Raw genomic sequence first — 14,106 nt, forward strand, 5'->3', positions numbered from 1 at the left:
GCGCCGAGGCCGAGACCGAAGAGCTGCGCACGGCGCTGGGCGCCGGCGGCACCGGCAAGGGCACCGCGGGCGCGATGCGCGGCGCGGCCGGGGCGATCAAGGACCTTGAGCGACGGCAGAAGTCGCGTCAAACCCGGGCCTCGCGCGACGCGCTGGACCGCGCGCTGATCGACCTGGCGACCTACTTCCGGGACGCGCTGCTGGCCTCGTCCAGCGCGGGCGACATCCGGGCCAACCATCCCGATATGGCCGAGAAGGTCGCCGCGCTGGCCGCCCACGCCACACCCGCGCGGCTGCTGCGCTGCATCGAGGCGGTGCTGGAGTGCCGCGAGGCGCTGGCGATCAACGTCAAGCCCAAGTTCGCCGTCGACGCCATGGTCGCCACCATCGGCCAGCAACTGCGCGATTGATTTCGTGGTGCCCGCCCGACTGCCGTAGACTCGTGCCGCCCAGCGTGAGGCACCAGCCGCCTTAGCTCAGTCGGTAGAGCGATTCACTCGTAATGAATAGGTCGGGGGTTCGATTCCCCCAGGCGGCTCCATCTTTTCGGCCGGCGCGCGTTCAGGCCGGCGCGACGAACCCCACCGGGCCCGACGCGATGCACAACGCCAGCGCGGCGGTGTTGGCCCGCACCGTGATCGCGTCGCCGGCGCCCGGCAACCGCGCGAAGACCCGGTTGAGCCCGGGATGCACCGGCACCTTGACCTCGGGGCCTTGCGTCATCGACAACGTCATCGAGCCGTCGCTGTTGGCCAGGTAGTTCAGTTCGACGGTCCAGTCGGCGGGCAGCAGCGGGCCGTCGAGGATCAGCCGCGCCGGCTTGTCGGGCTGGGCGAAGTAGCCGCACCGCGGCATCGGCCCGGGCGCGATGGTGCGAACCCAGGTCACCCGGGCCTTGATCAGCCGACCCGAGCTGTCGAACATGCGTAATTGTGTTGTCGCGGAAGCGAATTCGGGCCTGTCCGGCAGCAGAGCGAACAGGTGGCTGGCCAGATTCTCCGGCGCGGCCACCCGCTGCAACACGAACGGGTCGACCTCCTGATCCAGCAGCGGCGTGTCGGAGGCGGCGCGGGCCGCGGCCAGCGAAGCCCGGGCGTTGCGCAGATAGGGCTGAGCCGGGTTGTCGCGCCAGCTGGTCAAGAACGTGGCCGTCGAGTACAGGCTGCTGGCCACGAACAGCACCGCCAGCCCGGTGGCCACCGCGGTGCGTTGCGGCGAGGCGTCGAGCCAGCGCTGCCCGGACCGCCGGTTGGGGGCGCTCAACGCCACCGCGGCCAGCAGCGCCAGCACCACGACCAGATCCGGCAGGTAGCGCAGCGTCTGCGCGAGCTCGAGCGCGGTCTGCTTCGACGAGCGCATCAAATAGATCGGCACCTGGCAGGCCACGGCGTAGCCGACGGCGACCACCCACACCGGCCCGATGCGGTCCTTGCGCACCAGCGACACCGCCAGCGTCCCGGCCAGCACCAGCCACCCCAGCGCCATCACCGACGTGGGCGGCGTGGCCCAGGGTGAGGCCGGCGCCCACCGGTCCCAATGCCACGGCCCGCCCGCCAGCCCCGGCACGATGCCGTGCGTGACGGAGCGCGCCAGCAGCCGGCCCGTCATCGACAGGTCGGAACTCCACCGCTGCTGGTTGACCACCGCCAGGTACACCGCGATCCAGGCGGCGGTGAGCGCCAGCGCGGCGATCCACAATCGTGAGCCGGCCCGCCACGCCGTCGCCAGCGCCGCTCGCAGGCTGCGATCGCCCGTCACGTGGCCGAGCAGCGCGGCCACCGCGAACGCGACGAACGGGATCACCGCGGCCTTCTCGAAGAACAGCAGCCCGCCGAGGTAGACCAGCACCCCACTCACCGCGTAGCGCTGTTTGCCGGTGCGCACCAGTAGCACGGCGTCGCCGCACACCCAGGCCAGCGCGGCCAGCATCGGCAGCGAGTTCAGCGCGGCCGCCCACCACGCGAACCCGGGCACGGCCAAGGGGGTGAACAACGCGAACGTCAACGGGATCAGCAGCACGGGCCGCCAGCCCAGAACGACGTGCAAGGCGCGCAACAACGCGAGCGACGCCAGCAGTTGCAGCGCCAGCAGGCTGACCGCCGGCCAGGTCCAGTCCAGTGGTGCGAGCCGGATGATGGTGCCCGCGAGCAGAAATGCGCCGGGCATGACGTGCCCGTCGTGGTCGTCGAACAGATAGGACGGCGCCAGCAGGTTGTGGGTGCCGGCCTTGCCGATCAGGATCAGGTCGTCCCAGTAGAAGTAGCCGCCGAAGGCCAGCACCGCGCGCACGGCCAGCTGCACCGCGATGAGCGCGACCGCCACGACCGCTATGTATGGTGGGCCGGTGCGTGCACTGGTTACCGGGGCAGCCGGATTCATCGGCTCGACGCTAGTCGACCGTCTGTTAGCCGACGGTCACGCGGTGGTGGGGCTGGACAACTTCGCCTCCGGCCGCGCGACCAACCTCGAGCATCTGGCCGACAACCCGGCAAACGTCTTCGTCGAGGCCGACATCGTGACCGCAGACCTGGAGGCCATCCTCGGCGAGCACCGCCCGGAGGTGGTGTTTCACCTGGCGGCGCAGATCGACGTGCGGCACTCGGTCGCCGATCCGCAGTTCGACGCCTCGGTCAACGTGATCGGCACGGTGCGCCTGGCCGAGGCGGCACGCCGGGCGCAGGTCCGCAAGGTCGTGCACACCTCCTCGGGCGGATCCATCTACGGCACCCCGCCGCGCTACCCCACGCCCGAGAGCGTGCCGACCGATCCCGCCTCGCCGTATGCGGCGGGCAAGGTGGCGGGCGAGATCTACCTGAACACCTTCCGCCACCTCTACGGCCTGGACTGCTCGCATATCGCCCCGGCGAATGTCTATGGCCCGCGCCAGGACCCGCACGGTGAAGCCGGCGTGGTGGCGATCTTCGCCCAGGCGCTGCTGTCGGGTAAGCCCACCAAGGTTTTCGGCGACGGCAGCAACACCCGCGACTACGTCTTCGTCGACGACGTCGTGGACGCCTTCGTCAAGGCTTCCGGCGACGCAGGCGGCGGGCAGCGCTTCAATGTCGGCACCGGCATCGAAACCTCGGACCGCCAACTGCATTCGGCGGTGGCGGCCGCCATCGGGGCGTCCGACGACCCGGAGTTCGCGCCGCCGCGGCTGGGCGACCTCAAGCGGTCCTGCCTCGACATCGCTTCTGCGGCAGAGGTTTTGGGGTGGAGGCCCAAGGTCGGGCTCGCCGATGGCGTGGCCCGCACGGTGGAGTACTTCCGCCGGGCGCAGGCCAGTTAGCGGCCGACTAGCCCGTTTCGGGGGCTTGCGCGGATTCCATCGCCACCGCACGGGCCAGCCGCGCATAGCGCAGCTCCAAGTCCTTGAACCGCATGTACGTGCTGAGCGTGGTGAAACAGAACGCCATGATCAGCGCGTAGAGCATCAGGTCGGTGCCGCGGCGCACCCCGAACCACTGGGCCACCACCGTGGTGTCATCGGGACGCAGCACCGCGTAGACGCCGCCCAGCACGAACACCACGTAGCCGACCTTGACCCAGGCCCGGGACCGCGCGTTGCGCCGTGAGCGCAGCAGATAGACCAGCAGCGCGACGATCGAGCCGATCAGCAGCACCTGAATCCAGTTCATGTTCCAACCCTTTTCATCTCGGAATCCGCCCGCGCAGGAACCCGTCGAAAATGATGTTGACGCCGTTGAGCAGGGGCTGCCCCTTCGACCTCGAGTACTCGGTGTAGAGCACCTCGATCGGCTCTTCGGCGACGCGCCAATGGTTTTCGTCGATCAGCATGATGAATTCGTTGGCGTGGCTCATGCCGCTCATGGTGATGTCCAGGCCGTCGGCGACCTTCTTGTTGAACACCCGCAACCCGTTGTTGGTGTCGGTCAGGCCAAGCCGGCGGCCCCGCCGGCTCAGCCGCGCCGCGGTCTGCAGCACGATCCGTTTCACCAGCGGCGGTCGGGTCCCCTGCCGCGTGCCGAACCGGGTGCCGATGACGACGTCGACGTCCCCGGCGCGCAACCGGTCGACCATGGTCGCGAGGTCTTTGACGCGGTGCTGGCCGTCGGCGTCGAACGTGGCGAAGATCTGGGCCCCCGGCTGCTTGCGGGCGTACTCCACGCCGGTCTGGATGGCCGCGCCCTGCCCGAGGTTGATCGGGTGGCGCACCAGGTGGGCCCCGGCCCGCCGGGCGATCTCACCGGTGTCGTCGGTGCTGCCGTCGTCCACGCAGACGACGTTGTCGAATACCGAGCGCACATCGGCGACCACCTCACCGATGACAGCGGCTTCGTTGAAGGCGGGAATGACGACCCAGACGACCGAATAATGCGTTTCAGTACCCATCTAAGCCCACAAGGTACACGCCGGTGCAGGCCAGATCAGCCGGTAGAGCGCGCGGCGCGCGACAGCGCCACCAGATGGACGCCGATGCCTACCACCGGGCCGCACAGCAGCCCGACCACGGTCCGGGTCTGCAGGGACAACGGCAGCAACAGCAGCAATCCCGACGCCACGGTGGCGCTCACCCACCCCAGCGAGTAGGCCCGGTGCAGCGCGGCGGCCACCGCCGCCGCCCCGGTCAGCGTCAGCATGGCGATCGCCACCGCGGCCGCGGTCAGCCACGCCAGCAGCGCGCTGCTGGCGTGGTACTGCGGCCCGAAGGCGACCCGCAGCAGCCACGGCCCGACGACCGCCGCGGCCAGCACCCCGATCGCGCCGATCGCCCCGACGATCGCGGCCGGGGCGAGCAGCGCGCGGATCCGGTCGCTGCGCTCGTCGACGAAATGCGCAATCAGATTGCCCTGCATGGCCGTCAGCGGCACCAGCAGCGGCGCGCGGGTCAGCGTCACGGCCAAGATGATGACCCCGCCCTGGGCGCCGAGTTCGGCGCTGGTCAGCTTCAGCAGCACCGGAAATCCCATCACCAGGATGGCGCTGGCGCCGGCGGCGGTGATCGAATGCGCGGCGCCCCGTAGGAAGGTCGCGGTGCCGCCCGGGGTGAGCAGCCGGGCGGTGGCCCTGGTCGCCGGCGAGGCCACCAGCAAGATCAGCCAGGCGATCGCGCCCGCGACCGTCGCCCACAGGAAGCCGACCAGGCGCCACCCGAGCGCCACGGTGGCCGTAGCCACCATCACCCGGATGACGGCATCGGTCACCATCAGCGCCCCGTAGCGCGTCCATTGGTTGGTGCCGGCCAGCATGCCCAGCAGGGTGGCGTGCACGCAGAACCCGGCCAGCCCGACCGACAGTAGCGCCACCGACAGCAGCCGCGCCTCGACGAACACCCGCCCGCCCCACAACGGCGAACTGCCGGCGATCAGGACGGCCGCGGCCACCCCGACCAGCATCGCGACCCGCATCGGGTGGGTGCGCGGCTCGCCGGGTACCGGCAGCGCGGCGAGGTCGCTGACATAGGGCGTCGAGCGGACCTCGCGGGTGGTCTCCTGCAGCAGGCCGTTGGCCGCGCCGGTGACCAGCCCGAACGCCCCCCAGAACACGCCGAATATCGAGAAGCCGCTCGGCGCCAGGTCACGAGCGGCCAGATAGATGACCGCGTAACCGCATAGCGCCGTGACGGCGGTGGCGGTGCCGACCCTGGCCATGCTGCCGCGCGCCACCGGCCCCTGCGAGGCGCTGATCTCGGTCATCGGGGCGGCGGCGCTTTCGGCCGACTGCCCCGATGTTTCGCCACAATGTGAAAATTCTATGCGGACCGCAGCGGTCGCCGGCCGCGACGATCCGGTTCGCTAGTGTGGGCGGCGGCCGGAAAGGATCCATGTCCGCATTGCGTACCTTCGGGGTTTCGCTGTTGGTCACCGCGGCGGCCCTCGGCCTCGGATATGCCTACGGCGGCGGCAAGGGTCTTTACCTGCTGGTGGTGCTGGCCGTCCTCGAGGTGTCGTTGTCGTTCGACAACGCGATCATCAACGCGTCGATCCTGAAGCGGATGAGCCGCTTCTGGCAGCGGATGTTCCTGACGGTGGGGATCCTCGTCGCCGTGTTCGGCATGCGGTTGCTGTTCCCGCTGCTCATCGTGTGGGCGACCGCGGGCCTGGATCCGGTGCGGGCGATGGAGTTGGCTTTGCATCCGCCGCCGCACGGCGCGCTGGAGTTCCCGGACGGCTCGCCCAGCTACGAAAAGCTCGTCATCGCGGCGCACCCGCAGATCGCGTCATTCGGCGGCATCTTCCTGTTGATGCTGTTCCTGGATTTCCTGTTCTATGACCGAGACATCAAGTGGCTCAAGTGGATTGAGATCCCGTTCGCACGCATCGGCCGGCTGGGGCAGGTGTCGTTGGTGGTTACCGGTCTCGTCCTGGTCGGCGTGGGCACGCGGTTGACGCACTCGGGTGACGAGGCGGCGACGGTGCTGACGGCCGGGCTGGTGGGCATGGTGATCTACCTGGTGGTCAACGGATTGAGCCGGGCGTTTCGGCCGTCCGACACCGAATCCGATCCCGAATCCGGCACCCCCGCCGCGGCAACGCGTTGGGCCGGCCTGACCCTGTTCCTCTACCTGGAAGTCCTCGACGCCGCCTTCTCGTTCGACGGCGTCACCGGCGCCTTCGCCATCACCTCGGACCCCGTCGTCATCGCGCTCGGGCTGGGCCTGGTGGGCTCGATGTTCGTCCGGTCGATCACCATCTACCTGGTTCGCCAGGAGACGCTGGGCCGGTACGTGTACCTCGAACACGGCGCGCACTGGGCGATCGGGGCGCTGGCCGTGATCATGCTGGCCTCCATCGAGCCGCGGTTCGAGGTCCCCGAGCCGGTCACCGCCTCGGTCGGGGTGGTGTTCATCGCGGCCGCGCTGGGCTGGAGCATCCTGCGCAATCGCCACGAGGCGCGCGCCCGGCGCGATTAGCGCGCGCCGGCGGGCGTCAGTGCCCCTGGGCCTTGAACCGCTCGATCGAGCGCTGGATCTCCGCCTCGGCGTCCTCGCGGCCGACCCAGTCCGCGGCCTTGACAAACTTGCCCGGCTCCAGGTCCTTGTAGTGCACGAAGAAATGCTTGATCACGTCCAGCTCGAATTCCGGCACGTCGCCGATGTCCTGGATGTGGTCCCAGCGGTGGTCGCCGGCCGGCACACACAACACCTTGTCGTCGCCGCCCTTTTCGTCGGTCATCCGGAACATTCCCACCGGACGCGCCTCCACGATCACCCCGGGGAACACCGACTGCGGCAGCAGCACCATCGCGTCCAGCGGGTCGCCGTCCTCGCCGAGGGTGTCCTCGATGAAGCCGTAGTCGGTCGGGTAGGCCATCGCGGTGTAGAGGTAGCGGTCCAGGCGTAGCCGGCCGGTCTCGTGGTCGACCTCGTACTTGTTCCGCTGGCCCTTTTGAATCTCGATGGTCACGTCGAATTCCACCGCGTCGGCTCCTCGTCTATTGGGAAGGCGTCTATTGGGAAGGCGTCTGTAAGGAAGGCGTCTGTTGGGGCAGGCCAATTTTGCCCTGCTACACCCTAGTCGAGCGCATCGGCGCCGATTCGGCAGAATGGGTCTTCGGACAGTCAGGAGAGTCATGGCCCGTACTCGCTGGCAGAAATCCACCCCAGTGTTCATCGGGTTGGGCGTGCTGGCGTTCGTCGCTGCCGTCGTGGTGGCGGCAACGTTTTTCACCACGGCCGGACACGGCGCCAACAGCGCGCACGCCCCGATCCCGCCCCCGCACGCACCGACGGTGAAGCCGGGCATGGTCCCGGTGAGCGACACCGCCGAGCTCCCCAGCGGGCCCGGCGTTGCCGCCATGCTGGCGCCCCTCGCGGGTGACCCGAACCTGGGCCGGCTGGGCGGCCGGGTCACCGACGCCATCACCGGCAAGGAGCTGTGGCAGGTGGCCGGCGACATGCCGCTGGTGCCGGCGTCGACCAACAAGGTGCTCACGGCGGCCGCGGCGCTGCTGACGCTGGACCGCCAGGCCCGGATCAGCACGCGCGTGGTGGCCGGCAGCCAAAACGCCCAGGGCCCCGTCGTGCTGGTCGGGGCGGGCGATCCGGCGCTGTCGGCGGCGCCGCCCGGCGTCCCCACCTGGTACCGGGGATCGGCGCGGATCAGCGACCTCGTCGAGCAGATCCGCCGCAGCGGCGTCACGCCGACGGCGGTGCAGGTGGACACCTCGGCGTTCAGCGGGCCGACGATGGCGCAGGGCTGGGACCTCGCCGACGTCGACAACGGCGACATCGCGCCGATCGAGTCGGTCATGATCGACGCCGGACGCATCCAGCCCAGTACGGTCAACTCGCGGCGGTCCCGTACCCCGGCGCTGGATGCCGGCCGCGAGCTGGCCAAGGCGCTGGGCCTGGACCCCAACGCGGTGACGATCGCCACCGCGCCGTCGGGAGCCCGGCAGCTCGCGGTGGTGCAGTCGGCGCCGCTGGTGCAGCGGCTGTCCGAGATGATGGACCACTCCGACAACGTGCTGGCCGAGAGCATCGCCCGGGAGGTGGCGGCCGCGATCAACCGGCCGCGCAGCTTCGCCGGCGCCGCCGACGCGGTGACCAACCGGCTGACCACCGCCCACGTCGATACGGCGGGCGTGGCGCTGCTGGATTCCAGTGGGCTCTCGGTCGACGACCGGTTGACCGCCAAGACGCTCGACGGCGTGCTGCAGGCCGCGGCGGGGCCCGACCAGCCGTCGCTGCGGGCGCTGCTGGATCTGCTCCCGATCGCCGCGGGTAGCGGGACGCTGGCCGACCGCTTCACCGACGCCTCCACGGCCCAGGGCCCCGCGGGCTGGCTGCGCGCCAAAACCGGCTCGCTGACCGGAATCAACGCGCTGGCGGGAGTGCTCACCGATCGCAGCGGCCGGGTGCTGACCTTCGCGTTCATCTCCAACAACGCCGGCCCGAACGGCCGCAACGTGATGGATGCGCTGGCCACCCGGCTGTGGTCCTGCGGGTGCTCATGACGCCGGCGTCGGACCTGACGCTGGGCACCGCGGTCGACTGGCGGTTCGCGGCCACGGTGGGTCGGCGGCTGGCCAGGCCCGGTCCGCCGTCCAGCGATTACACCCGCCGCCAGGTGATCGACGAGCTCGCCAGGTCGTCGGTCAAGGCCGAACCGCTGGTGCGTGACGTCACCGGCCTGATCACCGACGGCTTTGACAGGGGCCAGGTGCCGGCCGCCCGCATCGTCGACCGCCCCGACTGGATCGCCGCGGCCACCGAGTCGATGCGGGTGATGATGAACGGCGCCGAGAAGCCGCACGGCTTTTTCACCGGACGCATCACCGGCGCGCAGACGGGCGCCGTCCTGGCCTTCGTGTCCTCGGGGATCCTGGGTCAATACGACCCGTTCGCCACTGACAACGGGGCGAAAACCGGCTGCCTGCTGCTGGTGTATCCGAACGTCATCGCCGTCGAGCGGCAGCTTCGCATCGACCCGTCCGACTTCCGGCTGTGGGTGTGCCTGCACGAGGTCACCCATCGCGTGCAGTTCACCGCCAACCCGTGGCTACCCGACTACATGTCGCAGGCCCTGGGCGTGTTGACCCGCGACGCCGGTGAGGACATGGGGCAGGTGATCGGGCGGCTGGCCGACTACGCGCGAAGCCGCGGCAGCGGGGCCTCGGAGTCCGACGCCAACTCGGAGGGGATCCTCGGCCTGGTGCGCGCGGTGCAGTCCGAACCGCAGCGCCAAGCGCTAGACCAGTTGCTGGTGCTGGGCACCCTGCTGGAGGGCCACGCCGACCACGTCATGGATGCGGTCGGGCCGATGGCGGTGCCGTCGGTAGCCACCATCCGCCGCCGGTTCGACGAGCGCCGCCACCGCAAGCAACCGCCACTGCAGCGGTTGTTGCGCGCGCTGCTGGGGCTCGACGCCAAGCTCAGCCAGTACACCCGCGGCAAGGCCTTCGTCGACCACGTGGTGGGCCAGGTGGGCATGGCCCGGTTCAACGCCATCTGGACGGGTCCCGAGACGCTGCCGCTGCCCATCGAGATCGAAGAGCCCCAGCGATGGATCGACAGGGTGCTGTAGGCCGGCTGCGCGCGGCTGTCGAGGCGTTCGCCGCGACCCACCTCGCCGCCGGCGACCAGTGGTGCGTGGCGCTGTCCGGCGGCCCGGATTCCCTGGCGCTCACCGCGGTGGCCGCCCGGCTGCGGCCCACCACGGCGGTGGTCGTCGACCATGGCCTGCAACCCGGCTCGGACACCGTCGCCGGCACCGCCCGGGAGCAGGCCCTGGCATTGGGATGCGTTGCGGCCCAAGTGGTTCGGGTGCAGGTGGGCAATCAGGGCGGCCCCGAGGCGGCGGCGCGCGCCGCCCGCTACGCCGCGTTGAGCGCCCAGCACAGCGGCCCGGTGCTGCTCGGCCACACGCTCGACGACCAGGCCGAGACGGTGTTGCTGGGGCTGGGCCGCGGGTCCGGGGTGCGGTCGATCGCCGGGATGCGCCCCTACGATCCGCCGTGGTGCCGGCCGCTGCTGTCGGTGCGGCGGGCAGTAACGCACGCCGCGTGCCGGGAGCTGGGGCTGGACCCCTGGCAGGATCCGCACAACACCGACCGCCGCTTCACCCGGACCCGGCTGCGCACCGAGGTGCTGCCGCTGCTGGAAGACGTGCTGGGCGGCGGCGTGGCCGAGGCGCTGGCCCGCACCGCCATCGCGCTGCGGGAGGACTCCGAGCTGATCGACACGCTGGCCGCGCGGGCGCTGCCCGGGGCCCGGGCGGACGCCGGCCTGCGGGTGCAGGCGCTGGCACCGCTGGACGCCCCCGTGCGGCGCCGCGTGATCCGGGCGTGGCTTTTGGCCGGCGGCGCGACGGGCCTGACCGACAAGCAAATCCGGGGGGTCGACGCCCTGGTCACCGGCTGGCACGGGCAGGGCGGGGTCGCGGTCGGGTCGTCGACGCCGGACGAGCGATTGTTCGCCGGCCGCCGCGACGGCGTGCTGACGCTGTGGCGCGAGCCGGTCCGGTAGCCGCAATATCGGGACTGCCGTTGGTTATTCGCCCGCCGTCGTGGCACTCTGTGGGCGTGGCCCAGATCTCCTCGGCGATCACCCCCGCTCAGCCCGCGGAGCTTTACCCCGGGGATATCAAGTCTGTCCTGCTGACGTCGGCGCAAATTCAGGCGCGAATCGCCGAACTCGGCCAGGAGATCGGGGATCGCTACCGCGATGCCGCGGCCGAGACCGGTCAGGACCTGCTGCTGATCACCGTGCTCAAGGGTGCTGTGATCTTTGTCACCGACCTGGCTCGCGCGATCCCGCTGCCCACCCAGTTCGAATTCATGGCCGTCAGCTCGTATGGGTCCTCGACGTCCTCCTCGGGCGTGGTGCGGATCCTCAAGGACCTGGACCGCGATATCGAGGGCCGCGACGTGCTGATCGTCGAGGACGTCGTCGACTCGGGTCTCACCCTGTCCTGGCTGTTGCGCAACCTCAAGACGCGGCACCCGCGCTCGCTGCGGGTGTGCACGCTGCTGCGCAAGCCCGACGCGCAGGGCGCCCACGTCGACATCGCCTACGTGGGCTTCGACATCCCCAACGACTTCGTCGTCGGCTACGGCCTCGATTACGACGAGCGCTACCGGGACCTGTCCTACATCGGCACCCTGGACCCCAGGGTCTACCAGCAGTAGCTCCGCGCCCGTCGGGCGCGGCGGGTCGCCGCCATCGGGCTAGTCCAACTCCCACACCGCGGTCACCGAGAAATTGACGGTCTGCTGGCCGGGCTCCAGCGGAACCATGGACGGCATGGCCCGCGGGGCGCCCACCGGTGGCGGGGTGGCGCCGGTGGCCTCCGAAATGGTCAGCACCCGGCCCAGCCGAAGACCCGACAGCTGGGCGTACTGCTCGGCGCGGTTCTTCGCGTCGTTGAACGCGCGCGACCGGGCGTCCTTCACCAGCTGCGAATCGTCGGCGATGGAATAGCGGACCGACTTGATCCGGGTGGCGTCGCCACCGGTGCCGACGATGAGGGCCAGCAATCGCGACGCTGCGTCGGTCGGGTGGATCTTGACGGCGATGGCGTTGGTGGCGCGGTAGGCGGTGATGGCGGCGGTGCCGCTGGGCGCCGGGTTGTTGTATTCGGGAGACAGCGAGACCTCGGTGGTGCTGATGTCCTTGCGGTCGATGCCCGCGCCGGTCAGTGCGTTGATGACCGCCTGTTGACGGTCGTTGGTCTGGTTCATCGCGGTGGTGACGTCGGGCGCGCTGAATTCGATGCCGACGTCGGCGGTCAGGGTGTCCGGGACGCCCTGGACCTGCCCGGTGCCCACCACCGTGACCTGGCGGGGGTTGGCCCCGGGCTGCGCCGCGTTGTGCTTGTCGCACGCCGACATTGCCGCGATCGTCAAGCCGGCCGCGGCCGCGGCGATCGATCGGCGGACAAACCTCGAGGCATTCGGTGCGACCGGCATGCCTGGCACCCTAGCGCCCGTGCCGCCGTCGACGTGATCGATCCGGCGCTTCGCGCGCCCGCCTGCCCTGGATAGATCGCCGGCTCGACACCAGGTCGTGCCCACGTTCGAGGCGACGCGCACCGACGCGCGAGTGATGCCCAGAGGCGTTGCGGCGCGCCACGCATAGGTGCTCAACCGCGGCCCGAAAGACATATAAGTTCATATATTTCTCCAATCATATTGGTTTGCAATATCTTTCATTTAAGACGCATATATTGCGGGATATCGGTGAACACCTGCTGACTCCGCCATGAATTAGCGCCCGCGGGGCTGTCACCTGCGGACATGACTGGCTTAACGTGTCCAGTCGTCTGACTCGGCACGGCAGCCCGTGCCGAGAGCTGTTGATTCCGAAGGAGTTTGGTAAGTCATGTCATTCTTGATGGCGCAGCCGGAAATGCTGGATGCGGTTTCCCGTGAGTTGCACAGCATCAATAGCGCAGTGCGGGAGGCAAATTCGGCCGGGGCGGGCCCGACGGTGGGAGTTGCCTCCGCCGCGGCCGATGTGGTGTCGATTTTGACCGCCGCCCAGTTCTCCCGGCACGCCCAGCTGTTTCAGGAGGTCAGCGCGCAGGCCGCGGTGGTGCGTGAGCAGCTGGCGACGATGCTTGGCATCAGCGCCGCTTCGTATGCCGCCACGGAGTCCGCCAACACCGCCGCGGTCGGTTAGGCCGCGATGTTGAACTTCGCGCAATTACCGCCGGAGATCAACTCCGCGCTGATCTATTCGGGACCTGGCTCGGCGCCGCTGCTGGCCGCCGCGACGGCCTGGGATGCGCTGGCCGCCGGGCTGCAGTCCGCCGGATCCGCTTACGCGGCGGTGATTGCGGGCCTCACCGACGGACCATGGCAGGGCGCGGCCGCCGCGTCGATGCTCGCCGCGGCCGCGCCGCAGGTGGCGTGGCTCACCGGCACGGCCGCACAGGCGGAACACATTGCCACTCAGGCCATGGCGGCCGCCGCCGCCTATGAGGTGGCGTTCGCCGAGACGGTGTCGCCGCCCGCGATCGCGGCGAATCGGGCACTGCTGGCGGCATTGCTGGCGACGAACTTCCTCGGTCAGAACACGCCGTACATCGCCGCCACCGAAGCCCAGTACGGCGAGATGTGGGCCCAAGACGCCGCCGCGATGTATGGATACGCCGGTATGTCGGCGGTGGCGACGACGTTGCCGCCGTTCGAGCCGGCCGTGCCCACGACCAATCCCACCGGGGCCGCCGGGCAGGCCGCGGCGGTGGCTCAAGCGGCCGCCGCGAGCGGAAGTGACAGTGCGCAGGGCATAGACGCGGTGCCCCAAACACTCGCTGCCCTGGGCGGGTTGACCAACAACGCCCCGTCGTCGGCCAATCCCACGCTGTCCCTGGGTGGCATCAGCCTCAATCCCGAAGGTGACGGCCTGGTGGTGGGGGGCCCGCTGGGTGATCTGCTGGAGGGCCTGACGGGGTCGCAAACGTTGGACGCCAGCACGCCCTTCGACGCGTTCATTCGGTTGATCTCTCCGACGCGGCTCTTCACCACCTCGTTCAAGGACATCCAGAGCCTGGCGCAGGGCTTCATGCCGGCCGCGAAGTCGGCGGCCGAGGGCGTCGCCAAGGCAGCGGAAGCGGCTGTGCCCGCCGCCGTTTCGGGCGCCGGGTTGAGCGGCCTGGGCGCGATCGGCGGCGCCGTCGGCAAGGCGGCGTCCGTCGGTGG

15 protein-coding genes and 1 tRNA gene are annotated in these 14,106 nt (G+C 70.0%); 10 read left to right on the plus strand and 6 right to left on the minus strand.

Annotated elements, in window-relative coordinates; all coding sequences use genetic code 11:
- Together DQP57_RS24240 and DQP57_RS24245 are read left to right on the plus strand one after the other, a co-directional pair.
- The coding region (locus DQP57_RS24240) for a DNA polymerase III subunit delta' C-terminal domain-containing protein (RefSeq protein WP_276310857.1) at positions 1–410 on the plus strand (410 nt) is incomplete at its 5' end.
- Between the two features lie 55 nt (positions 411–465).
- A tRNA-Thr gene (locus DQP57_RS24245) sits at positions 466–541 on the plus strand.
- A gap of 20 nt (positions 542–561) precedes the next feature.
- Here DQP57_RS24245 and DQP57_RS24250 read toward each other — a convergent pair.
- Positions 562–2,379 (minus strand): hypothetical protein, encoded by a 1,818-nt coding sequence (locus DQP57_RS24250; RefSeq protein WP_165821892.1) that lies wholly within the window; start codon positions 2,377–2,379, stop codon positions 562–564.
- On the opposite strand from DQP57_RS24250, the gene DQP57_RS24255 reads away from it, so the two are divergent.
- Positions 2,345–3,289 carry an NAD-dependent epimerase/dehydratase family protein gene (locus DQP57_RS24255; RefSeq protein ID WP_112635197.1) on the plus strand — a complete coding sequence of 315 codons (945 nt, stop codon included), beginning with the start codon at positions 2,345–2,347 and terminating at the stop codon, positions 3,287–3,289. The two genes, DQP57_RS24250 and DQP57_RS24255, sit on opposite strands and share 35 nt — an antisense overlap.
- 7 nt (positions 3,290–3,296) lie before the next feature.
- Here the strand turns inward: DQP57_RS24255 and DQP57_RS24260 are convergent, their stop codons facing one another.
- From DQP57_RS24260 to DQP57_RS24270, 3 genes are read right to left on the minus strand one after another with little or no spacing between them, the layout of a single operon-like run.
- Positions 3,297–3,638, minus strand: a complete 342-nt coding sequence (locus DQP57_RS24260; RefSeq protein ID WP_112635181.1) for a DUF2304 domain-containing protein — start codon at positions 3,636–3,638, stop codon at positions 3,297–3,299.
- 13 nt (positions 3,639–3,651) lie between these two features.
- Positions 3,652–4,353 (minus strand): glycosyltransferase family 2 protein, encoded by a 702-nt coding sequence (locus DQP57_RS24265; RefSeq protein WP_112635183.1) that lies wholly within the window; start codon positions 4,351–4,353, stop codon positions 3,652–3,654.
- A 35-nt stretch (positions 4,354–4,388) separates the two neighbouring features.
- The gene (locus DQP57_RS24270; RefSeq protein WP_112635185.1) at positions 4,389–5,657 is read right to left on the minus strand and encodes a hypothetical protein; all 1,269 of its coding nucleotides are present in this window, start codon (positions 5,655–5,657) and stop codon (positions 4,389–4,391) included.
- 128 nt (positions 5,658–5,785) lie between these two features.
- Between DQP57_RS24270 and DQP57_RS24275 the strand changes: the two genes are divergently transcribed.
- A complete protein-coding gene (locus DQP57_RS24275; RefSeq protein WP_112635187.1) occupies positions 5,786–6,874 on the plus strand; it encodes a DUF475 domain-containing protein in 1,089 nt (362 codons plus the stop codon).
- Positions 6,875–6,890: 16 nt separating this feature from the next.
- On the opposite strand, the gene DQP57_RS24280 is transcribed toward DQP57_RS24275, so the two are convergent.
- Positions 6,891–7,379: an inorganic diphosphatase gene (locus tag DQP57_RS24280; protein WP_066867566.1), complete on the minus strand. Its 489-nt coding sequence runs from the start codon at positions 7,377–7,379 to the stop codon at positions 6,891–6,893.
- 154 nt (positions 7,380–7,533) lie between these two features.
- On the opposite strand from DQP57_RS24280, the gene dacB reads away from it, so the two are divergent.
- Genes dacB through hpt form a run of 4 tightly spaced genes read left to right on the plus strand, consistent with a single transcriptional unit; the run spans position 7,534 to position 11,592 of the window.
- Positions 7,534–8,919 (plus strand): D-alanyl-D-alanine carboxypeptidase/D-alanyl-D-alanine endopeptidase, encoded by a 1,386-nt coding sequence (gene dacB / locus DQP57_RS24285; RefSeq protein ID WP_112635189.1) that lies wholly within the window; start codon positions 7,534–7,536, stop codon positions 8,917–8,919.
- Complete coding sequence (locus tag DQP57_RS24290; RefSeq protein WP_112635201.1) at positions 8,916–9,989, plus strand: zinc-dependent metalloprotease; 1,074 nt, start codon at positions 8,916–8,918, stop codon at positions 9,987–9,989. Before dacB ends, DQP57_RS24290 begins: the two co-directional genes overlap by 4 nt.
- Positions 9,968–10,930, plus strand: coding sequence for a tRNA lysidine(34) synthetase TilS (gene tilS, locus DQP57_RS24295; protein WP_112635191.1), 963 nt, complete (start codon positions 9,968–9,970; stop codon positions 10,928–10,930). Before DQP57_RS24290 ends, tilS begins: the two co-directional genes overlap by 22 nt.
- A 50-nt stretch (positions 10,931–10,980) precedes the next feature.
- Positions 10,981–11,592: a hypoxanthine phosphoribosyltransferase gene (gene hpt / locus DQP57_RS24300; protein ID WP_165821893.1), complete on the plus strand. Its 612-nt coding sequence runs from the start codon at positions 10,981–10,983 to the stop codon at positions 11,590–11,592.
- Between the two features lie 39 nt (positions 11,593–11,631).
- On the opposite strand, the gene DQP57_RS24305 is transcribed toward hpt, so the two are convergent.
- On the minus strand, positions 11,632–12,372 hold the full coding sequence (locus tag DQP57_RS24305) for an SIMPL domain-containing protein (RefSeq protein ID WP_112635193.1): 741 nt from the start codon (positions 12,370–12,372) through the stop codon (positions 11,632–11,634).
- Positions 12,373–12,784: 412 nt separating this feature from the next.
- Between DQP57_RS24305 and DQP57_RS24310 the strand changes: the two genes are divergently transcribed.
- Entirely contained in the window at positions 12,785–13,084 is a 300-nt protein-coding gene (locus tag DQP57_RS24310; RefSeq protein ID WP_112635195.1) for a PE family protein, read from the plus strand.
- A 6-nt stretch (positions 13,085–13,090) separates the two neighbouring features.
- A partial coding sequence (locus tag DQP57_RS24315; protein WP_133259304.1) for a PPE family protein occupies positions 13,091–14,106 on the plus strand: 1,016 nt, incomplete at its 3' end.

The sequence above is a fragment of the Mycobacterium colombiense genome, from assembly GCF_003284935.1.
In the GTDB taxonomy this organism is placed as follows: domain Bacteria; phylum Actinomycetota; class Actinomycetes; order Mycobacteriales; family Mycobacteriaceae; genus Mycobacterium; species Mycobacterium arosiense_A.

Coding starts and splice junctions, on each gene's coding strand:
- DQP57_RS24290 (WP_112635201.1), top strand. CDS start 8,916: ATGACGCCGGCGTCGGACCTGACGCTGGGCACCGCGGTCGACTGGCGG.
- DQP57_RS24260 (WP_112635181.1), bottom strand. CDS start 3,638: ATGAACTGGATTCAGGTGCTGCTGATCGGCTCGATCGTCGCGCTGCTG.
- DQP57_RS24250 (WP_165821892.1), bottom strand. CDS start 2,379: ATGAATCCGGCTGCCCCGGTAACCAGTGCACGCACCGGCCCACCATAC.
- DQP57_RS24265 (WP_112635183.1), bottom strand. CDS start 4,353: ATGGGTACTGAAACGCATTATTCGGTCGTCTGGGTCGTCATTCCCGCC.
- DQP57_RS24305 (WP_112635193.1), bottom strand. CDS start 12,372: ATGCCGGTCGCACCGAATGCCTCGAGGTTTGTCCGCCGATCGATCGCC.
- dacB (WP_112635189.1), top strand. CDS start 7,534: ATGGCCCGTACTCGCTGGCAGAAATCCACCCCAGTGTTCATCGGGTTG.
- DQP57_RS24275 (WP_112635187.1), top strand. CDS start 5,786: ATGTCCGCATTGCGTACCTTCGGGGTTTCGCTGTTGGTCACCGCGGCG.
- DQP57_RS24270 (WP_112635185.1), bottom strand. CDS start 5,657: ATGACCGAGATCAGCGCCTCGCAGGGGCCGGTGGCGCGCGGCAGCATG.
- tilS (WP_112635191.1), top strand. CDS start 9,968: ATGGATCGACAGGGTGCTGTAGGCCGGCTGCGCGCGGCTGTCGAGGCG.
- DQP57_RS24310 (WP_112635195.1), top strand. CDS start 12,785: ATGTCATTCTTGATGGCGCAGCCGGAAATGCTGGATGCGGTTTCCCGT.